A 22,349-nucleotide genomic window follows, 5' to 3' on the forward strand; every position below is an offset into this window, starting at 1 on the left:
TGCGCCGATGGTCGTGCAGGAAACCTACGCAAAGCATACGGGTGCCCACAGGCGCAAGTTTTGCAGTCCGCGTGGTGCTATTACGCGAAAAATTCGCCGTCAATCGCAAAGCCGTCAATCGCGGATAGGAGAACTTCACATTTTCTTGATTCGTCGTAAAAGTGTTATTACCCTCTACGAGGTGGGCTTTCGGGCGCCAGCTTCATGCCCCCCCGAGCGTGGAAGGGTTAGCCGACCAACAACACCAAAGGAGCGAGTCGATGCATAGCATCCTCGACCGATTGGATTACGTTGCCTTTTCCCGGCCGTCATTCGCCGCGGGCCGCGGCGCATTGAGCGGCGAACACCGCAAGCGCACGAACGGCTACCACCCACGGCGGCTGCGCAACTCGATTCCCCGCTCCACCCATCATCGGTGGCTGCCTGTTGCCCATCGTCTACGGCATTGCACCCAACGCTTTGCTGATCCGCGCGGCCTCCTCCAGGTTCCCGCACGGCGTGGTCCGTGTGTCACCGATCATCGCCGGCCTTTCCGGATTGCAACGCGCGCCGTCGATGAAACCTGCGGGCGGATGAAGCAGCGCCGCCTTCGTTAGATCGTCCGTGATCCGGCTTTGGAGAGATAGAACCTATGCGTGCCTCTCTTTACCCGTCAAAGCTGCTGGCAACCGCCGCCCTCACAGCGGTAGCCGCCTCGTCGCAGGCTCAGACCACCGCCACCGGCACCTTCCAGGTCAGGATCACAATCCAAGGCACCTGCCTGATCGCCTCCACCACCGACATCGACTTCGGCTCACAGCTCTCGGCCGCGACCACGTATACGCAGACCGGCACCATTCAGGTTCAGTGCACCAATGGCCTGCCCTTCACGCTGGGACTCGATGGCGGCACCGTCACCGGCGACGTCAACGCACGCGCGATGCAAGCCACGGCGGGCACCACCCAGATTCCCTACACGTTGCGGCGCGACTCGCCGACAGGAACGAACTGGGGGAACACCGCACCGTCGTGGTACACCGGCACCGGGATCGGCATCGGCTCCGACTACACGATCTCGCTGACGGTCTACGCAGCGGCAACCGTGGGCGGTACGGAACCAGCGGGCCAGTACCTCGATACGGTCACCGCAACGATCACCTACTGATGGGGGACGTCCATGCACGCCATGCGATCACTGGTTCAGCCACCCATGCTTCGTGCCGTCTGCAGCGCCGCGGCCATGGTCGCCGCGGTCGGCGGCGCGGCGCCGGCACAAGCCGCCGCGATCCTGCAGGTCGCACCGGTCCGGATGGAATTCGAACCCACGCAGCAAGGCCAGACGGTCCAGATAGCCAACAAGGGGCAAGACGCCGTCGAGGCACAGGTGCGCATCATGCGCTGGACCCAGCAAGATGGTCAGGATCAACTGAGCCCGGCGGCATCGAGCGAACTCGTGGCCAGCCCGCCCATCATGCGCATCGCGCCCGGCGGCCAGCAGACGGTGCGGGTGATCCGCCTCCACCCGACGACGCCCGCGAGCGAACTCAGCTACCGCCTGCTGATCGACGAGTTGCCTCAGCAAGGCATGCCGCACGGAACCGGCTTGAGGTTGCTGATGCGCTATTCGATTCCGGTCTTCGTGAACATCACGCACACGACGCCGGTGCCAAGACCACAGCACGGCACCACCCCTATCAGGACCGACCTCAGCCGCGTCCACGCCCAGGTCGCTGCCGGCAACGACGGCAAGGCCGAATTGAGCGTCAGTAATGACGGCACCCACGCCATCCGCATCAGCGCCTTGAGCACTGCGGCATCCGGCGGCCAGACGCAGTTCGTGGATAGCGGTCTGGTCGGTTATGTCCTGTCCGGCCAACGCATGAGCTGGCCTCTGAACGTTCCTTATCCTTTGCCCCCAGGTATGACGCTCAAGGCCCGATTCGATGACGACACTGAAGTGCAGGCGGTGCCATTGGACGGTGCTGGCCGTTAGCCTGAGCCTTTTCGCCGCTGCACTATCACCTGCCCGGTCCGCGGCCCCTGCGGCAGACATCGACGCCTCGCGTGGACAAGGCCTCTATCTCGAAGTGGCGGTCAATCATGTGGAACTCCGGCGGATCGAACATTTCGTCGTGCGCGACGGACACATCTATGCCGATGTCAACACGCTGCTAGGGCTCGGCTTGACCTGGCCCGGCGCACAGACTGCGAGCGGCCTGATTGACCTGAATGATCTGCCGAACCTGCAAACCCGATACGACGTAGCCAACCAGCGTCTGGAGATTTTTGCGCCCATCGAATTGTTGGGAGGTCCGCCCTCGGAGGTGGGCTACAGGACGCCGCCCGTGCCGTACCTGGACCCCGCGACGCGGGCGCCCGGCCTGTTGTTGAACTACGACTTCTACACGCAAACGGACAGCAATTCGACCAGCGCCAGTGGCTGGACCGAACTGCGCATGTTCGGGGTCGGGCCTGGCGTCTGGCGCACCAGTAACCTGACGCAATTGTCCAGAGGCTATGGCAGCGACAGCGAACGCAACATCCGCCTCGACACGTCCTGGCAGCTGGATTTTCCGGGCTCCATGGTGACGGTGACGCTGGGCGACGCCTTCAATGGCGCATTGTCCTGGACACGCACGATGCGCTTCGGCGGCCTGCGTATCTCCCGCAACTTCGACTTGCAGCCTTACCGCGTCACGGTCCCGCTCGCGTCTTTCGTCGGCGAAACGGCGGTTCCATCGCTCGTCGACCTGTACATCAACGGCGTGCGGCAGGCGCAGGGGCCCGTGGCGCCGGGTCAGTTCCAGGTCGTCGGCGCGCCGGTCGTCACCGGGGCGGGCACCGCGCAGATAGTCGTCACCGACATCACCGGCCAGCGGCGCGTCGTGAGCATCCCGTTTTACAACAGCGCAAACCTGCTACAGAAGGGTCTCAGCGACTGGTCGTTCGAGGTCGGCGCATTGCGCCTCGATTACGGCATTCGCTCGTTCTCCTACGCGGACAACGCGATGTTCAGCGGCAGCGGCCGCTATGGCGTGACCGATTATCTGACGCTCGAAGCGCATGGCGAGACCTCTCATGGCCTGACCATGGGCGGTGTCGGCGCGGCCGTCCGGCTCGGCCAGGCCGGCGTGGTGAGCGCGTCCTTCGCCGCCAGCAACTATGGTCACCAGCGCGGGCAGCAATACGGCGCCGGCTATCAATGGCAAGGCTACGGGTTCAGCATCAATCTCGCGACCTTGCGCCGCAACGACGCGTTCGTCGATATCGGCACGCTCGAGGGCTCGACCTTGCCTCTGAGCAGTTCCCAGGCGTTCGTCGGCTGGAACGTGGGACGGGGTCAATTGGGCGCCAGCTTTGTACGTCAGTCATATCAGGACCTCCCGAGCGCGAGCTATGCGGGCCTGAGCTGGTCGCAGTCGTTTGGGCGCTTCGGCTATTTCAGCGTGGGCGCGAACCGTGACCTCGAAGGCCATGGCGGAACCTCGGCCTTTGCCTACTGGTCGCTGCCCCTCGGCAACCGGGTTCAAACCTGGGCCAGCGCCGTGCACCAGAGTCGAGGCAACACCGCGACGGTCGGCGCCGCGCGCGATGTGCCCGGCGACGCCGACGGCTGGGGCTGGCGCGTGCAGGGCAGCGCGGGAGAAGATGCGGGCGGCCAGGCCGAGATCAGCCAGCTCACCCGCTTTGGGGAATGGCGGGTCGGCGGCCAGTACGTGGCGAACCAGAGCGCGGGCAATAGTACCGCGTATGCCGACGTCACCGGCGGGCTGCTGCTGATGCAAGGTCATCTGTTCCCCATGCGCCGAGTCTACGATGCCTTCGCGCTGGTATCGACCGATGGCATAGCCGGTGTCCCGGTCAAACTGGAAAACCGGCTGGTCGGCAGCACCGACGATCACGGCCTGCTGCTGGTCACACCACTGAACGCATGGCAGAACAACGATCTGTCCATAGATCCGCGAGCGCTTCCGGCCGATGTCAGCGTGGAGCGCGTGCGTATGCAGGCGGTACCCTCGACAGGAAGCGGCATGCTGGCGCGCTTCGAGATCCAGACCATGCTGATGCTGGACTTCTCCGTGCACAGCGTCGCCGGCGAGGCGATTCCGGCGGGCACGCAAGCCGTGCTCGACCCCGGCAACGTCCCTGTGACGATCGGCTATGACGGCCGCGTGTTCCTCGAGAATCCGCCCGCGGACGCACGGCTTTCCGTGCCCTTGAGCACCGGTCAGTGCGTCGTGACCCTGCCGGCCCAACTGCCCCAACACGGCCGGATCGACCTCGGAGATCAGCCATGCCGATAGCCCGCGCTTCGCCGCGCAAGCCGACCGCACTGATGTTCTGGCTCGTGATCGTCGTGGCTCTCGCGCTTCATGCGCCGCTGGCTCACTCGCAGTCCTGCTATGTCAGCGGCGCGTTCGGGATGAGCTTCGGCACCGTCAGCAGCAGCGGCCGCGCGGCCACGTCCGCGATAACCGTGAACTGCCAGCCAGACTATTCGGGCGGCCAGACCTACTACTACCAGGTCTGCCTCTATCTGAACCCGGGTGACTGGAGTGTCGGGCAGCCGACACGGCGCATGAGCAACTACAACAACGCTTATCTCAACTACGACCTGTTTTCCGATGCCGCCCATACCCAACACATCGGCGCACCGGGCACCACGCCCGTCTATCAGGTGCATATTGCGACGCCACCCGCAACGCCACAGACCGTCAATGCTTCCGTCTACGGCTGGGTGTACCCGGGGCAGGCGGTTCCCGCGACCTACCCGTTCCAGGAGACCGGCATAACGGGCGTTCTGGGTTACCGGTACAGCACCACGGGCTTTCCCACTTCGGCGGACTGCAGCGCCGGCGGGACCGGCGGCGGTTCCATCACGTTCAGCTCGTCGGGTGTCAACGCGACCTTCGAATACGGCTGCTGGGTCGCCGCCACCGACATCGACTTCGGGGCTGTGGCGCCGCCTCAAAGCCAGTTGCGCGAGAACGGCAACATCCGTGTCCAATGTGCTCCGGGCACGTCCTGGCGCGTGGGCCTCGACAATGGTCTGAATTTCGATGGCTCCATGCGCCGCATGTCCGGACCGGGCGGATTCGTCCGCTACCAGCTGTATCAGGACGCCAGCACTACGCAGGTGTGGGGTAACGATGATGCAAGCATGGTGGCGGGAACGACCGACGTTGCCGGCAACACGGCCTCGCTGACCGTTTATGGTCTCGTGCCAGCGCAACCCAATCTCGCGGTCGGCGATTACATCGATACGATCGTCGTCACGCTGTACTACTAGGAGAGAAAAAATCCTTCTCATAGGGCATGACGAGCAGGCGGTCGCGCCACTCGCAAGACCGCGCCGGGTTACCCGAATTCGTCGTGTTGCGGCAGTTGATCAGTGATCGAATACCACGGCGCCTTGGAACCCACGAAAATGTGGGCAGTGGGAGAGATGGTAGGCGAGTCCGTGAGGGTTCCCAGTGTGACGTGAACGTATTCACCGTTTCGAACCACCGAGAACATCAGGCTTCCGCATATTTTGCAGCGCACATCGTGCGACGCGCGCTGATCGCCGAAAATCAGCAGGCTGTGTTCGCCCTCAGTGATACGCAGCTTGCCGCGCTCGATTCCCGCGAAGGGTTTGAACGCCGAGCCGGTTGCGCGCCGACAGTTTGAACAGTGGCAGTTCAACGCATAGACGAATTCGTCCTTTACCGAGTAATGGACGGCACCGCAAAGGCATTGGCCGGCAAGCAATGGTTTCATGGCTGCTGTCAGACAGAAGGTACGTCGCTAATGGGAAAGTCGCGCAGCCATGATTATTCGCGAGTCGAAGCGCGCTGTCGAACCGCCAAACCGCTAGCGCCTGAAAATCACCTGCGCCGTGCCGGCCTCGATCGGAGAAGAGGTGTGCTGATGGACGATCTTCCATCCGTCGGGCTGCTGCCTCAGCGTCATGGTCAGGCGATTGTCCATCGCACGCAGTTCCGCGCCGCCGGCGTCGACGGCTTTGTATGTCGCGAAGGCGTGAATGACGGCAAGGTCCGCGGCGACCATCGTTTGCGCCTCGCTGAAATCCACGATCACGCGATCCGCACCCAGCGAACCGAACCAGCCCTCCGCCATCGCACGCCACGATGCGATGCCGTTGTACGACCATGTACCCCACATGTCGAAGATCACCGCATCACGGTCGTAGAGCGCGACGAACGCGTCCACGTCTTTGGCCCATACCGCGGCTGTGTAGCCTTCCAGAACTTGCAGGATTGGATTGTCGAGTCTGTTCACAGTGTGTGCTCCTGAGTCGGATTACGAGGGGTTCCTGACCGATTGCCTTACCAGCTAACGACGATCGACGCACCACCCGATCGACATCCAGGCGAAAAAAAATCTTCAACGCGTTATGGCCTTGCATTGATCAGACGCCGCGCTCGTCACTGGGCGGTCTGCTGACGTTGATACTCGTTGTGTTTCATCTGCATATAGTCGGCGCGGCTGACCTCGTGCAATTGCCGCGGATACTGCTCGGTCGCATCGAACCAGTCGGCCAGACGTTTGTCGAGCCGGGCGTTGGGCGGGCTGGAAAGCGCGCCAAGATAGGCATCGATGGCGAGGAAATAGCGCATCGTATTGCGTTCGACCAGGCCGCGCACGCCGCCGATGTATTGCGGCTCGCTCGGCGACGAATCGGGCGTCAACGAAAAGCCGACCTTGTCGCTGCCGATCGTCGCCAGATAGGTTTTCATCGCGATCCGTCCCGCGGTGCCGTATCCGTATGCGTAGGTCAGGTGAATAAAGGTACGGTTATCGCCGACCGGGATCGCTTCAAGCACGATACGGTAGTCCTTCGTGCTCAGCGGACCCGTGGCCGCGGAGAGCTCGACGCGAAAATAGTCAGCGGTGCTCGCTACCGGGCTAAAGTTGAATTGCACGCGGTACGACGACGAAAGAGTTTCCTCTGTCTTCTTGCCGATGTTCACGGTGAGGACCGTACCGCTATCGCTGATCGACGCGTGGCAGTATTTGGTGTTCAGATGCAGGATCAGCACGTCGCACCAGTTGGCCGGGCCCTGAGCAGGGTCGCTGAGCGCGCCGCTGACCACCGCGAAAGGATAGTTGAGCACACCGTAGATATCGCCCTTGAGCGCCGACGGCAGCTCCTGCGATTCGAGGTACAGCGGCCGATGAAACGGGTTGTGCGCGAGTTGCTGCGTCAGACCTTGATATTTCTCGCGCAGGCGAGCCGCGCTGTCGTCCGCTTGCGCGACGACGCTGTGGCACAGGAAACAGAACACCGTGGCGATCAAGACCATCCACCACGGTCGCGTCCGCCGATTCTTTGCCAGCGATGTGGCAAGCCTGCTCATGGCCCTTCTCCTATTTCGAATCAGGTTGTGGCGCAACCGGCGTAGATCCGATCCTGCGAACACTCATCTCTGGCCCGGCTCCCATTCCGGACTATAACCTCCGAGCGCCGGGTGATACATCTCGTCGCCCGAGTGCTGCGTGAATTCGACGTTGAGTCGGTCTTCGCGCAGGCCCAGAATCTCGATGCAGAGCGAGCAAAGGGCTTTGGCCAACTCCATGCGCAACTCCGGCGGCCGCCCTCTTCTGATATCGAGCATCATCAAGGCAACGGGCACCGGCTCCCCGCTCTCCTCGGCAATGCGCCACACGCCGCCCGGACCGAGCTCTCGTATGGCTACGCTGATTCGCCTGACATCGACCGACATCATCCGGGCATAGGTCTCACTCATTTTCGCCGCGAGCAGTCTTTTACTCTCGACAGAGTAGTGATCGTTTACATCAAGTTGCAGATAAGGCATCGCGTCGATCTCCGGGAAAAGTGTTTCGCACGCGCCAACTATATGCCGCACCATCAAATCGATCAAAACCATCGCCATCACTTATTACGTTACTGACGTGCCGCGTGGCCGAGGTGGACTTTGTTTTGGCCACTCAGCTTTGCATGATGGTCTTCACTATTTACACGAGTTCGCTCTCATGAGCTCGCGCCCGCATTCAACAGCAATGAGTCGTTTATTTCATTGGCTGTCCTACTGTTTGCGCACCCTCTCGCCTACAGCGTGCCTGCTGTCAAATCGATCGTCAGGAGAATCGTCATGCGTAAGATGCTTACCCTCGCTGTCGCAGCGTTTTGCATTGCGTCGTTTTCGCACGAAAGTCGCGCGACTGGCGACGATGACGTCCCACAAGCCCGATGCACGCTACCGCAAGGTACGGTCGCATTGGTGGAAAGACAGTTGCGTACGGTCGTGAACCTGCCAGATGGCAACGGCGGGATCTTCACACCCAATCGGATGTGGGCGGCCATCGTCGATCGGCAGGGACATCTCTGTTCGGTGATCGTGACCGGGGACGCCTGGCCTGGCAGTCGGGCCATCGCGATCGCAAAGGCTTATACCGCGAACGGCTTTAGCAACGATGCGCTCGCGCTATCCACGGCGAACCTCTACGCGGCCACGCAACCCGGCGGCTCCCTTTATGGACTGAATAATTCGAATCCTTTTGACGCGCGCTTCCTCGAACAGGGCAGCGGCATCGGACACACGCTTGGCGGCGTGATTACCTTCGGCGGCGGCGTCGCGCTTTATGCGGGAGGGAAAGTCATCGGAGGATTAGGCGTGAGCGGCGATAGCGCCTGCGCCGATCATGCGATCGCGTATCGCATGCGCAAGCTCGCGGGGCTCGGCAGTGTGCCCGCCGGTCAAGGTCCGAACAACACGGATAACATCGTCTACTCGACGAGCGGATCTCCGACGGGCTTCGAACATCCGCATTGCTTCCCGAGCGACCTGAGCGCCGCCAAGATCGAGCAGATACCTTCGCATTGACGGCAATCGTCACCATGGAATCGGGCTTCCGGACAACGGACTGGAAGCCCGCACGCTAATTGCGTGAGAATCGTCAACGCATCTGCCCGTCGATTTGCTTGCGCAGACGGTTTTCCTCTTCCTGAAGCTCGGGCGTAAAGGCTTCGCCAAAATCCGCGGGTTCAAAGAACGGGCGAATCTCGATTTCCGAATCACTCAGCATCGGATTCGGGCAGCGCTTGACCCATTCGATCGCTTCGTCCATCGATTGAACCTGCCACACCCAGTAGCCGGCAATCAATTCCTTGGTTTCCGCAAACGGGCCGTCGATGACGGTGCGGTCCTTCCCTGAGAACCGCACGCGAGCGCCGGCAGAACTGGGCTTCAGCCCGTCGCCGCCTTGCATGATGCCGGCCTTGACCAATTGCTCGTTGTACTGCCCCATCGCCGTGAGGAGTTCCGTAGTCGGCATTTGCCCCGCTTCGGATTCGGGGGTTGCCTTGATGATGACCATGACGCGCATTTGGGTTTTTCCTTTGAAGACGAAAATATCTGAAGGCAAGGCTGCCTCCAGTGACTACGACGAATCATCACGGGAGAAATCGACATGCGCAACACACGACTGCACGAATTTACAAAACGCTTCGGCATCAAGGTAGAGGCGTCCGGCTGCCTCGAGCATCGACATCGGCGCCCTGAACCCGCAGCACCGGCTCCGCATCGCCAGGCACGAGCTGGAGTTGCGATGAAAACCGCACCTGCAAAAGCGCGGCGAACGCACGCTCGAAGGCGTTGGCATCGTCGTCGGCGGGCATGATCGCCTCGAGCGCCTTTGCGAAGCCGGATGCGCCTTCGATGTCCGCACGGCTGAAAGCGCTGCCGCCGCGCGAAAAGACGCGTTGCACGTCTTCTTTCAACTGCTGAAGGGCCGCGACGACCTGTTCATAGGCGTGAGCAGGCGCGCTCGTGTGATCCGGAGGTTCGGCTGCGCACAGCGCCGGCATGAACGCGAGCACGTTCCTGTCGATATCGACGCGCGCAGCAAGGGTCTTGATGTGTGACGCCTCCACCGATGGACCGGCGTCGCGCCGGCGACACCACGCTTGCGCCCGCGCCGCACCCAGCATCGCCGCCGCGAAACACCGGAAATCATCGAAGCGCAGATGCCTCGCAGCACAGTCGAGCACGGCGTCAGGCGTCAATTCCAGCTCGTGCGCCACCGCGAGACTGGTCTTCATCACGATCAGGACGAGCTCGCCCCACTCGTCCTGATGACTCCCTTTCATCGAGTTCGGGTACATCGTCGGTCCCTGTATGCACGCCCCGGATACACGTCGCATAAGCCTGCTTCGGCAGCGACTCGCAAAAGCCTCGCCTGCGGCGACATGACCGCGCGGGACAGCTCAGGCTAGCCATCGCGGCAACACGAAGCGCAGTTCGGCTCACGGCACCGCGAGCACTTTGCGCACCGGCTTTTCGCCCGTCTCGGCGGGCCATTGTGAGCGGATCTTCGTCACGACCAGGTCAGGCAACGGGACGTAGTCCAGTGCGCTGACCGTCGGTCCGCCGTGGCTCAACGCCCATTCGAAAAACCTCAGCGTGGCTTCGTCGTGGCCCGGCTGGTTCGGCGTCGTGGGCAGCAACACATAGGTCGCGCCCATGACCGGCCACGCATCCCTGCCCGGCTGGTTGGTCAGCAACTGCGACAGGGAACCCGACCAGTCGGCGCTCGCCGCCGCTGCGTTGAAGGTCGCGGCGCTGGGCTGCACGACCTTGCCCGCCGCATTCGTCATGGCCACGTACTTCAAGCGGTTCTGTTTGGTGAAATCCCAGGCGACATAGCCTATCGCGCCGGGCAGATAGCCGACGTACGTGGCAATGCCCTCGTTGCCTTTGCCGCCGATGCCGAGCGGCCATCGCACGCTAGTGCCTTCGCCGACCCTGCGCTTCCATTCGGGACTGACCTGCGCGAGGTAGTGAGTCCAGATCAGCGTCGTGCCCGAACCATCCTGGCGACGCACCACGGCGATCGGGTAATTCGGCATCTTGAGCTTCGGGTTCAACCGCACGATTACCGGGTCGTCCCAGAACTGGATCTTGCCGAGAAAGATATCGGCGATGACCGGCCCCGTCAGCATCACCTCGCCGGCTTTGAGCCCCGGAAGGTTCACGACGGGCACCACGCCGCCGATCACGGTTGGAAATTGCCGCAAGCCGTTGCGGGCCAGTTGATCGTCGGTCAGCGGCGCGTCCGAGCCCGCAAAGTCGACCTCCCGCGCGATCACCTGCTTGAGCCCATCGGACGAACCCGTGCCCTGATAGATCACCCTGCTTCCACCCGACTTCTGGTAGTCGGCGGCCCAGCGGGTGTAGAGAGGAGCGGCGAACGTGCTGCCGGCTCCTTTGATGTCGGCGGCGTAGGCCGCGGCCGCGCATGAACAGCAAATCAGACCAGCGCCGATGGCGCCCAGTGTTCTCACGAATGTCTCCCGTCGGTTCTTGTTCCGGGACATCGCTGATCCGACCTGCAGTGCGTGAGCTTGTTGGAGGGCGACCGTGCCGGCGATTCAATGTGCAGCTTTCATCCGGGGTGCAGCTCTCCTGCATTACGCGCCATATCGCACATTAAAGAACGGTGCCTGGCCGAATTCCAGTTGAATCATGCTATCGAACGCGCCATGGCCGGCGGCCGCTGCCGCTATTGCAGGCATCCCGTTTCGGGAGTTGCCGGCACACATTCCTTCACGTCTTGTCCCACGGCGGCACGCCCGAGAACGCATCGACCAGAAAATCGATCGCCGCACGAACTTTTGCGCTCACGTGGCGACGGCTCGGATACAGCGCGAGCACATCGATATCCGGCAAGCGGTATTCAGGCAATACCCGCAGCAGCCGGCCCGCGCGGAGGTCCTCGCCGATCAGAAACGTCGGCTGCCAGATCACGCCGTGCCCCGCGAGCGCCGCCGCGCGCGCGGTGTCGCCGTTATTGGTGTGCATCTGGCAGTTCACCTCGACAGCATGCGTTTTGCCGTCTTTGTCGATCAGTTGCCACACGTCCGCTGTGGCCGCATACGTATAGCCGATACATCGATGTCCGAGCAGCTCCAGCGGCGTTTGCGGATGTCCCGAACGCTTCAGATAAGCGGGCGATGCACACAGGATGTTGGTCGACGTCGCCAGTTTGCGGGCCGCGTGATCGACCGTGCCGGCGCGCGAGATGCGGATGGCGAGATCGTAGCCCTCCTCGACGATATCGACGACACGGTCTATCAGCGTGATGTCGAGCTCGACGTCGGGATATTGCTGCATGAACCGTGGCCACAGCGGCGCGAGATGCTGGATGCCGAAGCTGACCGGCGCATTGATACGCAGCCGTCCGCGCGGTTCGATCGACGTCGTCGACACGAGTCCTTCCGTTTCGGCAACGTCTTCGAGAATGGCCTGGCTGCGCGAATAAAGCGTTTCGCCGGCCTCGGTAAGAGACAATCTGCGTGAGGTGCGATTCAGCAGCCGCGCGCCGAGGTGCGCCTCAAGGTCATTCACATAGCGGGTCACGTTCGCGGGCGAGGTTTCGAGCGCATCGGCCGCGCGCGCAAAGCTGCCCCGGGTGACGACCGTTACGAAAACCTCAAACGCGCGCAGCCGGTCCATAGTGGCGCTCCGATCATTCATAAAAGCTGAATGATACCGCCATGTTTTCGGTCTTTCTGTCTCAAGAACGGAATCTTATAGTGCTTCTCAACGAGCCGACGCAGTGGGCGTCGGCCGATGATCAAACCGGAGATTCAACATGCAACGCTTGACAGGAAAAGTCGCTATCGTCACCGGCGCCAGCGCGGGCATTGGTCGCGCCGCCGCAAAGTTGTTCGCCGCGGAAGGCGCGAAGGTTGTGGTGGCCGCACGCCGCGAAGCCGAACTCGAGACGCTGGTCAGCGAGATTGCTCGCGACGGCGGTACGGCTGTCTCGCTGGCGGGGGACGTGCAATCCGAAGAATTCGCGAAAGCGCTGGTCGCACTCGCCGTCAGCCGTTTCGGCCGTCTCGACATCGCGTACAACAATGCGGGGACACTCGGTGAGATGGGACCGTCGACCGGCGTGTCGGAAGCAGGCTGGTCGGCGACGCTGGCGACCAACCTGACCAGCGCGTTTATCGGCGCCAAGCACCAGATTCCTGAAATGATCAAGCACGGCGGCGGATCGATCATCTTCACGTCGACCTTCGTCGGCTACTCGTTCGCGTTCCCGGGAACGGCCGCCTACGCCGCGAGCAAAGCCGGGCTGATCGGACTCACGCAAGCGCTCGCGGCCGAATACGGCCCGCAAGGCGTGCGCGTCAACGCGATCCTGCCGGGCGCGGTGGACACGGAGATGTATCGCGGCATGAACGATACCGCTGAATCGCAGACCTTCGTGACCGGGCTGCACGCGCTCAAGCGGGTCGCGAAGCCGGAAGAGATTGCCCGCTCGGCGCTCTACCTCGCTTCCGACGATTCGTCCTTCGTGACGGGTACGGCTTCGCTGGTCGACGGCGGGGCTTCGATTACGCGCACCTGAGCTGTTCGACGGCGGCATCCGTTGATGTCGGCTCGCGTCCGCAAGCCTGGAAGGCTGGCGTCGGATGCGCGGCCGGCATCTGCGCATTCGGGCGCGAACGTCGATCAGCGTCGGTTGATCGACGATCCGATACCATAAAAAATAAGCGAACACTGTATGGTTCCTCACCTAATCTTTGATCAGCTGACCGCGAAAAGCGAAGCGCGAGTCAGCCGGAGTAATTAACAAGGAGGTGGGCCATCATGAAGACGTTAGTCCACACAGTTTGCGCGGTCGCTGTCATGGCTTTGCCGATTGCATCGGTGGCACAGACCGAAAGCACGCTGACGCACGCGCAAGTCCAGGCAGAGATCGCGCAACTCGAGCAAGCCGGCTTCAATCCGGCCAACGCGAATACCGTCGACTTTCCTACCTATATGCCGACCACCACCGCCCCTGCCGCAGGTCAGAGCAGCGGCTATGGTCCTGCGACCAGCGGTACGCAGCAGATGGGCCATCCGGCCGGCGCGACTGGGATGAAGCCGGTGTTCTTTGGCGGATCTTAAGCGTGCTCGTCTGACCGGCTCGACGATGGAGAACATGCCGTCCCTGCCAGGGACGGCATGGAGGGTCGTGCTATGCGAAAACACGAACTCGCTCGAGCCTTTGGAGTAGTTGCCGAATTTCGCGCGCACCCGCACGCGCGCCATATTGCATGGCGCCTGCTGAACTACTGATTCTTTCGCTGAGCGCCTGAGCGCGAACAGCTAACACATCATCAGCGTTTGTTCACGTCGACGGTCAGGATTTCGTATCCGGGGTCGGCGTTCTCGGCCGCGACTTTATTCGCTTCCTCGTACGAGCGAAACGACGTGGCCTCCTTGATCTCCGGCGCCATGCCGATGTCGCCGTCCTCCGCGGTGCAGAGGAACTTCTCGCCGGTCTTTACGACGTAGACGGTCGTCATATCTCCCTCCGTGGCTTGCAGGGCAATTTCCAGTCTAGCAGGCTGGAAGAGTTGCGCAGGCTCCGCCGGTCACCGACCGCCGCCAACCAGCCACTCCGAATTCGCCAGCACGTCCCGCAGTTTTTCCAGCGACAACGGCTTGCTCAGATGATGATCGAAGCCCGCGGCAAGCGTCTGGCTGCGGTCCGTGTCCGACGAATAGCCGGTCAGCGCGACGAGGATCGTGCCGTTCAGCCCGGGGTTCGCGCGAATTCTGCGTGCGACCTCGAAGCCGTCCATGACGGGCATCGCGACGTCGACGATGGCAAGTTCCGGCCTGGTTCGCGTGATCAGGTCGATGGCCGCGCGACCGTTGTCGACCGCGGACACGCGATAACCCTCCAGGTCGAGCAGCACGCACAAAACATGCAACGCGTCGACGTTGTCGTCCACCAGAACGATGCGCAGCGCCCGGAAGTCCCTGCCCTTGTCCGAGGCGTCGGCAGGCGGCGCTAGCGGCTGCGTTCGCAGGATCGGCAAACGCAGTGTGACGCGGGTGCCGCAGCCCGGTCCATCGCTATGGATGTCGATTTCGCCGTCGTGCAGCTCGACCAGCCGTTTGGCGACGGCCAGACCGATGCCGAGCCCGCCTTCCGAGCGCGCGCTGCCGCTCGAGCACTGCGCAAACAGGTCGAACACATGCGGCGCGATCGACGAATCGATGCCGATGCCGTTATCGCTGACTTCGATCACGAGCATCCGCGCGTCGGACGGATCTCCAGCGCGAACCGTCAGCTCGATCAGTCCGCCCGCCGGCGTGTACTTCGCCGCGTTCGACAGCAGATTGCCGAGCACCTGACTGAGCCGCACATGGTCGGCGCGCACCGGAATCGCGCTGTCCAGACCGGTCAGTTTCAGCGTATGGCCGCGCGAGCGCACGTCGTGGTCGATCGCGGCGACCGCGTCGGAGACGATCTCGGCCAGCAGCGTATCGCTGCGCCGGATCGTCAGCTTTCCGTGTTTCAGACGCGCGGCGTCGAGCAGATCGTCGACAAGGGTGCGCAGATGCTTCATCTGCCGTTGCGCGATGGTCAGCACCGCGTCCGCCTTGTCGTTGTCGACCACCAGACGCTTGGCCGCGGCGATCGCGCCATCGATAGGCGCCATCGGGTTGCGCAGCTCGTGCGCGAGCATCGCGATGAACTCGTTGTGGCGGCGGTCGTTGTCCGCGCCGTCGTCGCGAACGTTGACCATCGTCACGGCCGCGCCCGCGACCATCGCGAGATCCGACAGCACCCGTGCGTCTTCGCTGTCGAAGCGGCACCCGGTGTGGTGCGACATCACCCATATCGCGCCGAGGTGGCCGTTATCGCACGGAATGGGTACGACGATCCCCTCGGGCACCTCGACGCCCGGAAAGTTCAGACTGGGAAACTGCTGTTGCGGATCGACGAACAGGCGCGCCGCGCCCCCTTCGAGCGTGACGCCGCAAGGACATTCGTCCCACGCCGTCGTGCGTCCCTGCAGACCGGCGCACAGGCCCGCCACCGCGAGCCAGCGAAAGCGCCGGCTGTCCGGTGGCCCCTCGACCAGACTGATGCCCGCGCTGCCCGCGCAGCACAACGCCATGGCCTCGCTGGCAATCGCGTTCAACAGGTGTTCACGCGAGCCGGTTTGCGCGCGCGCGAGCCGCAGCAGCGACTGGTTCTCTCGGGCGTAATCAGCCTTTTTGGCTGGACGGCTCGCTAATTCGTCAGCACTGGCAGCCATGATGTTCCACCGACGTTGACTGGCACCCGCGCGCAAGGCGGGCGTAAGGGCCGATACGGCGCCGATACCGCTGCCGACGAGTGTAGGTCAGCTGGGTCGCGCGGTCTCGGCTTCTCTCATTTGCACAGCGCTTTTTACTTCTATTTGTCCGCAACGTTCTGCTCCGCTCACCGTCGACATGGCGCCCCATGAACAGCGGACGACGCAGTATAGGAACCCGGCGCGATGCCGCCGCTGTCCGTAATTCATGGGCATCGGACAGCTGTGTCAGCGTTGACGCGAGCACGCTCGCAGTCAACTGGACGGCAGGTACGGATCGCGAAGTCGCGAAAAGCGTTGTGGCTTGCCGCATATGACGATCACTGCGATCGATAGCTAAATCCGTCGGTTAGCGCGATGACATCGGGTTGTTACGATGGCTCGATTCTCCCGTTTTCACCGCTCGACAGGACGCCCACGTCATGACGCAAATAACACGGCGCGCATTCACCCGCTTCGCAGTGGCATCACTACTGGCCGCCAGCGCTCCGCGCGGCTTCTCGCAGAGCGCGCCTGTCGCGCTGCGCATCGGCTATCAGAAGTCTTCTACCCTCATTACGTTGCTGAAGGCGCGCGGATCGCTGGAAAAAGCGCTCGCGCCGCTCAACGTGCGCATCTCCTGGAACGAGTTTGCGAGCGGACTGCCGCTGACGGAAGCGCTCAACGTCGATGCCGTCGACTTCAGCGCCGATGTCGCCGATACCGTGCCGATCTTCGCCCAGGCCGCGCATGCGCGCTTCGTCTACGTCGCGCAGGAAGCGCCATCGCCGGGCGCGCAGGCGATCATCGTGAAGAAGGACGGCCCGCTTCACACGCTGGCCGATCTGAAGGGCCGCCGCATCGCGGTGACGAAGGCGGCGGGCAGCCACTATCTGCTGCTTGCGGCGCTCGCGCGCGCGGGGCTCAAGCCCGCCGACGTCGGCGTCAACTACCTGAGCCCGGCCGATGGCCGCGCCGCGTTCGAGCGCGGCAGCGTCGACGTCTGGATCACCTGGGATCCGTATGTAGCGTCGGTCGAGCGCGACGGCGACGTGCGCATACTGAGCGACGGCGCGGGCCTCGCGTCCTATCAGCGCTACTACCTCGCGTCGCGCACGTACGCCGACGCGCATCCGCAAATCATCGAGACCGTGTTCGAGCAGTTGCAGACGGCCGGCGACTGGTTGCGCGCGAATCCGCTCGACGCGGCCAACACGCTCGCGCCGGTGTGGGGACTCGACGCGCCGACGATCGAACGCGCCAACACCCGGCGCAGCTATCTGGTGCGAGCGCTCGCGCCGCCGAATTTCAGCGAGCAGCAGACGATCGCCGACGCGTTCTATCGCGCGGGACTGCTGCCCGCGCCGGTCGAGACGAAGCAGGCGCTGTACTGGGACTTCGCGGCGAAACAGGCGAAGCCTGTCGGCGCGTGAACGATCACTGCGCGATGGAGCGCCGCACATTGCGGGCAATCCACGCCGCAGCACCGGAGCGGCCCGCGATCGACAGCGTGCGGCGCGGCCCCAGCACGATGCCGCCGACCACCAAAGCAAGCAGCAACGCGACATGCGGCGCCTCCGCGAGCGACGCGAGCACAGTGCTCAGCTGGGAGCGCGACGCCGCCCGCGGCGCCGGCAACGCGGCAGTCTGGTTCGCCACCACCAGGGCGGTTCGCGATGCCTCCATGCGTTCCAGAATGGTGAGCCGGGCAAGCTCGTTTGCGTGACGTAGCTGACTCATTTGAGCGACTCCCTGAGAGCGTCGAGATCGGAGTGAATTTCGGCCTTGAGCACGTGAATCGATTGCGCCGGTTTCTGCGCCCGCCAGACGAGAAAAGACGCGATGCACACGATCAGCCATGCGGCGGCCACGCCCCAGGCCACCGCAAGAAAGTAAGCCGTCTGCCACGCGGTGGCGATGATCGCGATGCAAATGAAGGACAGCGTGAACAGCCCCGCGACCGCCAACGCCACGAGTGCGCTCAACTCGCGCACAAGGCGTTTTCGCGTCTCTTCGACTTCCAGCGCGAACAGTTCGCTATAGTCGGTGACGCGTTCGACGCAGAATCGCCCGACGTTGCGCCACCTCGTGACCTTCGCATGGATTGACATTCCGTCCTCCTCACGATTCATTTGCGCCGGCCGCGGTAAGCAAAGACTTCGCTCCTCGGCCGACAGAGCGAAGCGACACCAGCGTTGAACGCAGCGCAAGAGCCGGGCCCGCGCTGACCGATCGCACGCCGCGTGCCCGTAGCCGGATGGACGCCTGCACGCGTTCGCGCTGGCGGCACAGAGCTTGCTCGAATCAGCAGATCATTCGCTCGTCGAGGACAGCATGACCCCGCTCCCCCCAACCGATCCCACTGACAAGACCGCCGGCGCCAGCATCGGCGAGACCGGCTCCGATATGACTACCGAGGACGGACGCGCGATGCCGGCCGCGCGCGACGAGCGCGGCTCCCAGCACGCGATGCATGGCGCGCACCGCGGCGCGTTGATCACGGTGACCGCGCATCGGAACTCGCGAGGCGCCTGGATCGCCGACGTGTCGATTTCCCGCGACGGCCGGCCGATGGAAATACCGGCCAATCTGGCCAACGTGGAACCCGTCACGCCGGAATGGCTCACCGAGGAGGAAGCGTTGCGCGCCGGCATCGAACAGGGTCGCTATCTGATCGACCGGACCCTGGGCGAGCACGCCGCCCCCCTGTCGGCGTCGAAGCGGCGCCTCGACGACGAGCGATAAGCACGGCCCGATTCGGAGGAAACTCACATGCTACTGAGCGATGAAGAACTGGCGCGGCTGGAAGGCGTCGAGCCGTTTCTGCGGGAGGAAGCCAGAAGCGCTCTTCCCGCCGACGCCGATTACGAGGTTCTCGCCGAACTGCGCGAGCATCTGCAGCCCGGATTGCGCATTCGCGTGCCGGCCGGTCCGGACATCGCGATGGAACCTCAAGTGCCGCCCTACCCGCTCGATCTGTTCGTCGGCTTGCCGCTCGACGAGCTGCGCGACGTCGCCAACGATGAAGGCGCCGCACGCGAAGCGGCGCTCGCCCGCTTCGCCACGACATTCGCGCCAAGGCTGCAGCGCGCGATCGCCACGCTGACACCGCATCAGATCGATCTCGCGGCGGGGGTGCAAAGCGAGCGAGGAACGCTCACGGTGATGCTGGAGCCGGTGCGCTGACGCGTGAGCCGCAAAGCGCACGTCGCAACCGCGTACGTCGCAACCGCGTTACTCGTCGCTATCGAGCCCGCCTGGCGGCGGCCCGATCGTGATGCCCGCGCCCGACCCCTTGCGGGTCCCCGGCGGATAGGCATCGGTTGCGGTCTCGGGCGGAACGTCCGCGACGCAGCGGCTCGCATTGCCGCCTCGCAGACATTCCACGAAACGGTCCGCCTCCTGCGGCGAGCGAAATTCGTAGATCTTGCTGGCAACCTGCACCTGCGTGTCCGACAGTCGCTTCGACAGTGTTTCCATCACCACTCCTTTTTGCTCGAAGATCTATCCCACGAGCAACGCGCGCGCCACCGCTTCATCAGAGGCCTAGCGCGCCGCGCTCAACCGTCTTGCGTCCGCGATGCCGACCGCGGCCCGCAAGTCGTCCGGATGAACCATTAATTCCCGAACCTCGCGCAGCGTCGCGTACTGGTCGAGCACCGTCCGCCATCGCGGCGATTCGAGCAACTGATGCCACACCGGTTCGAGATCCGCGCAGTCGGCGTCGCGTCCGTCCGCCAGCGCGCCCGCGAAATCGAGGCTGGCCTGGGCCGACAGCAGTTGCATCCGGCTCGCGGGACTCAGCACGCGCGGCGCCGCTTCGACGGGAGCGTCACAGCAATAGAGCACGGTGCTGCGAAGACCGGTTGCGTCGCCCGTCAGCGCGGCAAGCGACGCGCCGCTCAAATGCACCGTCCCCTGCTGCGTGCGAAACGAGTAGACGGTGTGCGGTTCCGCGTGCGCCAGCAGCGTCAGTCCGCGCACGAGCCGCGGCAGATCGGTGGTGGCCGCGTCGACCGATGCCTTCGCTTCGACGAGCAGGCATACGTCCCACGCCGCGGCGTCGGCCGGGGGCTGGGCCTGGCGCAGCAGCACCACATCCCATTCGGTTTTGGCGCGCTCGTGGCTCGCGGGTATCGCGGCCGGCACGCGCATCGAGTTCACGACACGGTAGGTGGCGACCGCTCCCTGGGCGTCATTGAGGCGCTGCGCGAGGGCGTCGAGTGCATCGGCGGCCAACGCTTCGACCGCGGCGCCGCGCTGCTTCGAACTCAAGCCTCGCGCGACCGCGGTCGAGCTTCCCGGGCGCGGCCCCTGGCGATCCCACAGCGTCTGATAGTGGCGCACGCGCTCATCGGACGTCAGCGCGTCAAGGCGCCGTAAGCGCTGCAACGCGGCACTCTGCAGCAATTGCGCGAGGCCGCGTTGCAGCGCCGCGTCGTGCGCGATTTGCGGCGTATCGATGCAAGTTTGCACGGCGTCGGCCAGTTCGGGCCACGCTTCGGCGGCCGCGAGCGCGTGCAGACGCGCCAGCGCGTCGCGTTGCGGACCGGGGAGCAGCCGCTGCTGTTTGGCCGGATGTGCGATCGCATTGACGGCCGCGTAGATCAGCCGGCGATCGACGCTCGCGTGCGCGGCCAGCGACGCGTACTCGCGCACCACCGCGCTGCGATGCCGTAGCAGCATCGCCTGAAACACCGGGTCGCCGGCGTCCTCGCGCAGCGCCTCGCGGATCATGCGCGCCAGCGCCTCGACGAAGAAGCGCTGGTTCGCCGCATCCGGCGCTTCGCCGCGCGCGCTCGCCTCGCGAGCCTGCTCGATCGCGAGCGCGAGCACGGTGGCGGGACTCGCTTGCGGCGTCGGCGCGCAGACGGCCGCGAGCGCCGGCAGGCGATAGCGGCGCACGACGGCGTCGAGCATCTCGTCGAGCAACGAAGGCGATGGCGTCACGGACATAGCGATATGTCGATAAGTTGGCGAAATAACTTTACCTGAAGGTTCGGCGCGGCGCGCGGACCGGCGCGGGCCGCTCGCGGCTGGCGCGCGTCGTGCTGCATCAGCGCTCGACGCAGCCACTTTATCGTCGCGGCAGCGCGAGGCGAGCGTTCGCGCGCTGCCGCAAGCTGAGGACAGCATGTCAGCACCGCAACCGAAAACCGCAGCGCGACCCGCTCGCTGGCGCCACACGTTCAACGTCGCGAGCGACGCCGCCGGCCGCTTCCTGTCGGACCGATGCGCGATGCTCGGGGCCAGCATCGCGTTCTATTCGGCGTTCTCGCTGGCGCCCACGCTGCTGCTCGTGCTCGCGGTAATCGGCTGGACCTTCGGCCGCGATGCCGCGCAGGGACGGCTTTTCGAGCAGGCGCGGCAGTTGGTGGGCAACGACGCGGCGCACGCGATGCAGGATATCGTCGCCCATGCGCATTACGCGGGCGGCAGCGGCGTCGCCGCGGCATTCTCGATCGCGCTGCTGCTGGTCGGCGCGTCGGCCACGTTCTCATCGTTGAATACCGCGCTCGACATCGTCTTTGCCGCCCACCCGCGCAAGGGTATCGCCGGGCTGGCGCTGCTGGTGCGCGCGCGGCTCGTGTCGATCGGTCTGCTGATCGGGCTCAGCTTTCTGCTGGTCGTGTCGCTCGTCGTCGACGCGGCGATTCAGACCCTCGGCGGTGCGCTGTTCGGCAATTCGGCGCTGGGCATCGTTGCCGATGTGCTGCAATCGTTACTCGGTTTCGTCATTCTGGCCGTCGGGCTCGGCGCGCTGATCAAGTGGCTGCCCGACGCGGCGGTGCCGTTGCGGCCCGCGCTCGTGGGCGGCACCGTCGCGAGCCTGCTGTTCACGGCCGGCCGGCATCTGTTCAGCTTCTACCTCGTGCATGCGGGCACGGCAGGCGTGTTCGGCGCGGCCGGCTCGCTCGCGGTGCTGATGATGTGGTTGTACTTCTGCGCGGCGGTGTTTCTGTTCGGCGCGGAAGTCGCCGCGTCGTTGTGCCGGGTTGCAGCCTCTCGCGCTCATCCCGGGCTTCGGCAAGCAGGAGACCGTTCCGCGCACAAAACGCCATTGCCATAAACTCGATAAAAAAACGGCGCCCGGAAAATCCCGATAGATATTACAAAAACGCGCCCGGATAAACCGACAATTACATTTACCCGACATTAAACATGCATGACGAATTCAGCACGAAAATTGCTGTTCGCATTAACACGGAGAAAAACGGCTTCAACCACGCAAACGCTTAATGCCCGGCGTACACTCGCCGGCAAGCGCTTGCCA

At 63.8% G+C, this 22,349-nt stretch carries 26 protein-coding genes; 12 read left to right on the forward strand and 14 right to left on the reverse strand.

The features are described from left to right. Positions 1-260: 260 nt before the first annotated feature. The 5 genes from ACLFKU_RS09645 (at position 261) to ACLFKU_RS09665 (ending at position 5,269) form a co-directional block, all read left to right on the forward strand. Positions 261-596, forward strand: a complete 336-nt coding sequence (locus ACLFKU_RS09645) for a hypothetical protein (RefSeq protein WP_410848919.1) — start codon at positions 261-263, stop codon at positions 594-596. 35 nt (positions 597-631) lie between these two features. Continuing rightward, positions 632-1,144: a spore coat U domain-containing protein gene (locus ACLFKU_RS09650; RefSeq protein ID WP_368582749.1), complete on the forward strand. Its 513-nt coding sequence runs from the start codon at positions 632-634 to the stop codon at positions 1,142-1,144. A 75-nt stretch (positions 1,145-1,219) separates the two neighbouring features. Next, the gene (locus ACLFKU_RS09655) at positions 1,220-1,972 is read left to right on the forward strand and encodes a molecular chaperone (protein ID WP_410848920.1); all 753 of its coding nucleotides are present in this window, start codon (positions 1,220-1,222) and stop codon (positions 1,970-1,972) included. Further along, positions 1,923-4,283, forward strand: a complete 2,361-nt coding sequence (locus ACLFKU_RS09660) for a fimbria/pilus outer membrane usher protein (protein WP_410848921.1) — start codon at positions 1,923-1,925, stop codon at positions 4,281-4,283. Before ACLFKU_RS09655 ends, ACLFKU_RS09660 begins: the two co-directional genes overlap by 50 nt. Continuing rightward, positions 4,274-5,269, forward strand: a complete 996-nt coding sequence (locus tag ACLFKU_RS09665; protein WP_410848922.1) for a spore coat protein U domain-containing protein — start codon at positions 4,274-4,276, stop codon at positions 5,267-5,269. The genes ACLFKU_RS09660 and ACLFKU_RS09665 overlap by 10 nt, the downstream gene beginning before the upstream one ends. Before the next feature lie 68 nt (positions 5,270-5,337). Here ACLFKU_RS09665 and ACLFKU_RS09670 read toward each other — a convergent pair whose 3' ends face one another. The 4 genes from ACLFKU_RS09670 to ACLFKU_RS09685 all read right to left on the reverse strand — a co-directional run bounded on the left by ACLFKU_RS09670 (position 5,338) and on the right by ACLFKU_RS09685 (position 7,799). Next, entirely contained in the window at positions 5,338-5,739 is a 402-nt protein-coding gene (locus tag ACLFKU_RS09670; RefSeq protein ID WP_152852128.1) for a GFA family protein, read from the reverse strand. A 93-nt stretch (positions 5,740-5,832) separates the two neighbouring features. After that, positions 5,833-6,261 (reverse strand): YybH family protein, encoded by a 429-nt coding sequence (locus ACLFKU_RS09675; RefSeq protein WP_410848923.1) that lies wholly within the window; start codon positions 6,259-6,261, stop codon positions 5,833-5,835. Between the two features lie 146 nt (positions 6,262-6,407). Beyond that, a complete protein-coding gene (locus ACLFKU_RS09680; protein ID WP_410848924.1) occupies positions 6,408-7,340 on the reverse strand; it encodes a hypothetical protein in 933 nt (310 codons plus the stop codon). 63 nt (positions 7,341-7,403) lie between these two features. After that, on the reverse strand, positions 7,404-7,799 hold the full coding sequence (locus ACLFKU_RS09685) for a tautomerase family protein (protein WP_368582908.1): 396 nt from the start codon (positions 7,797-7,799) through the stop codon (positions 7,404-7,406). Between the two features lie 297 nt (positions 7,800-8,096). Between ACLFKU_RS09685 and ACLFKU_RS09690 the strand changes: the two genes are divergently transcribed. Then, positions 8,097-8,828, forward strand: a complete 732-nt coding sequence (locus ACLFKU_RS09690) for a GlcG/HbpS family heme-binding protein (RefSeq protein ID WP_410848925.1) — start codon at positions 8,097-8,099, stop codon at positions 8,826-8,828. Positions 8,829-8,901: 73 nt separating this feature from the next. Here ACLFKU_RS09690 and ACLFKU_RS09695 read toward each other — a convergent pair whose 3' ends face one another. The 4 genes from ACLFKU_RS09695 to ACLFKU_RS09710 all read right to left on the reverse strand — a co-directional run bounded on the left by ACLFKU_RS09695 (position 8,902) and on the right by ACLFKU_RS09710 (position 12,458). Then, positions 8,902-9,330, reverse strand: coding sequence for a YciI family protein (locus tag ACLFKU_RS09695; protein WP_410849078.1), 429 nt, complete (start codon positions 9,328-9,330; stop codon positions 8,902-8,904). A gap of 127 nt (positions 9,331-9,457) precedes the next feature. Next, positions 9,458-10,108, reverse strand: coding sequence for a hypothetical protein (locus tag ACLFKU_RS09700; RefSeq protein ID WP_410848926.1), 651 nt, complete (start codon positions 10,106-10,108; stop codon positions 9,458-9,460). Positions 10,109-10,249: 141 nt separating this feature from the next. Continuing rightward, on the reverse strand, positions 10,250-11,320 hold the full coding sequence (pstS, locus tag ACLFKU_RS09705) for a phosphate ABC transporter substrate-binding protein PstS (RefSeq protein WP_410848927.1): 1,071 nt from the start codon (positions 11,318-11,320) through the stop codon (positions 10,250-10,252). Between the two features lie 229 nt (positions 11,321-11,549). After that, positions 11,550-12,458 (reverse strand): LysR family transcriptional regulator, encoded by a 909-nt coding sequence (locus tag ACLFKU_RS09710; protein ID WP_410848928.1) that lies wholly within the window; start codon positions 12,456-12,458, stop codon positions 11,550-11,552. A gap of 139 nt (positions 12,459-12,597) precedes the next feature. Here ACLFKU_RS09710 and ACLFKU_RS09715 point away from each other — a divergent pair, with 139 nt between their 5' ends. Further along, positions 12,598-13,362 (forward strand): SDR family oxidoreductase, encoded by a 765-nt coding sequence (locus tag ACLFKU_RS09715; RefSeq protein ID WP_410848929.1) that lies wholly within the window; start codon positions 12,598-12,600, stop codon positions 13,360-13,362. A gap of 242 nt (positions 13,363-13,604) precedes the next feature. Next, positions 13,605-13,907, forward strand: coding sequence for a DUF4148 domain-containing protein (locus ACLFKU_RS09720; RefSeq protein WP_152852133.1), 303 nt, complete (start codon positions 13,605-13,607; stop codon positions 13,905-13,907). A gap of 212 nt (positions 13,908-14,119) precedes the next feature. Here ACLFKU_RS09720 and ACLFKU_RS09725 read toward each other — a convergent pair whose 3' ends face one another. Continuing rightward, complete coding sequence (locus ACLFKU_RS09725) at positions 14,120-14,308, reverse strand: hypothetical protein (RefSeq protein WP_368582738.1); 189 nt, start codon at positions 14,306-14,308, stop codon at positions 14,120-14,122. 69 nt (positions 14,309-14,377) lie between these two features. Further along, positions 14,378-16,057: an ATP-binding protein gene (locus tag ACLFKU_RS09730; RefSeq protein ID WP_410848930.1), complete on the reverse strand. Its 1,680-nt coding sequence runs from the start codon at positions 16,055-16,057 to the stop codon at positions 14,378-14,380. Between the two features lie 461 nt (positions 16,058-16,518). Here ACLFKU_RS09730 and ACLFKU_RS09735 point away from each other — a divergent pair, with 461 nt between their 5' ends. Further along, positions 16,519-17,508 (forward strand): aliphatic sulfonate ABC transporter substrate-binding protein, encoded by a 990-nt coding sequence (locus ACLFKU_RS09735; protein WP_410848931.1) that lies wholly within the window; start codon positions 16,519-16,521, stop codon positions 17,506-17,508. Between the two features lie 4 nt (positions 17,509-17,512). Here the strand turns inward: ACLFKU_RS09735 and ACLFKU_RS09740 are convergent, their stop codons facing one another. After that, positions 17,513-17,815 carry a hypothetical protein gene (locus ACLFKU_RS09740; protein WP_410848932.1) on the reverse strand — a complete coding sequence of 101 codons (303 nt, stop codon included), beginning with the start codon at positions 17,813-17,815 and terminating at the stop codon, positions 17,513-17,515. Then, positions 17,812-18,186: a phage holin family protein gene (locus ACLFKU_RS09745; protein ID WP_368582734.1), complete on the reverse strand. Its 375-nt coding sequence runs from the start codon at positions 18,184-18,186 to the stop codon at positions 17,812-17,814. The genes ACLFKU_RS09740 and ACLFKU_RS09745 overlap by 4 nt, the downstream gene beginning before the upstream one ends. 223 nt (positions 18,187-18,409) lie before the next feature. On the opposite strand from ACLFKU_RS09745, the gene ACLFKU_RS09750 reads away from it, so the two are divergent. Next, positions 18,410-18,820 (forward strand): DUF6566 family protein, encoded by a 411-nt coding sequence (locus tag ACLFKU_RS09750; RefSeq protein ID WP_410848933.1) that lies wholly within the window; start codon positions 18,410-18,412, stop codon positions 18,818-18,820. 27 nt (positions 18,821-18,847) lie between these two features. After that, positions 18,848-19,261, forward strand: a complete 414-nt coding sequence (locus ACLFKU_RS09755) for a hypothetical protein (protein ID WP_410848934.1) — start codon at positions 18,848-18,850, stop codon at positions 19,259-19,261. 48 nt (positions 19,262-19,309) lie between these two features. On the opposite strand, the gene ACLFKU_RS09760 is transcribed toward ACLFKU_RS09755, so the two are convergent. Both ACLFKU_RS09760 and ACLFKU_RS09765 read right to left on the reverse strand, forming a co-directional pair. After that, a complete protein-coding gene (locus tag ACLFKU_RS09760; protein ID WP_368582731.1) occupies positions 19,310-19,555 on the reverse strand; it encodes a hypothetical protein in 246 nt (81 codons plus the stop codon). Positions 19,556-19,621: 66 nt separating this feature from the next. Continuing rightward, the gene (locus tag ACLFKU_RS09765; protein WP_410848935.1) at positions 19,622-21,031 is read right to left on the reverse strand and encodes a 3-deoxy-D-arabino-heptulosonate 7-phosphate synthase; all 1,410 of its coding nucleotides are present in this window, start codon (positions 21,029-21,031) and stop codon (positions 19,622-19,624) included. A 178-nt stretch (positions 21,032-21,209) separates the two neighbouring features. On the opposite strand from ACLFKU_RS09765, the gene ACLFKU_RS09770 reads away from it, so the two are divergent. Then, entirely contained in the window at positions 21,210-22,145 is a 936-nt protein-coding gene (locus tag ACLFKU_RS09770; RefSeq protein ID WP_410848936.1) for a YihY/virulence factor BrkB family protein, read from the forward strand. Positions 22,146-22,349 lie beyond the last annotated feature (204 nt).

Origin of the sequence: Paraburkholderia sp. EG304, assembly GCF_046543485.1 — a bacterium.
GTDB classification, from domain to species: domain Bacteria; phylum Pseudomonadota; class Gammaproteobacteria; order Burkholderiales; family Burkholderiaceae; genus Paraburkholderia; species Paraburkholderia youngii.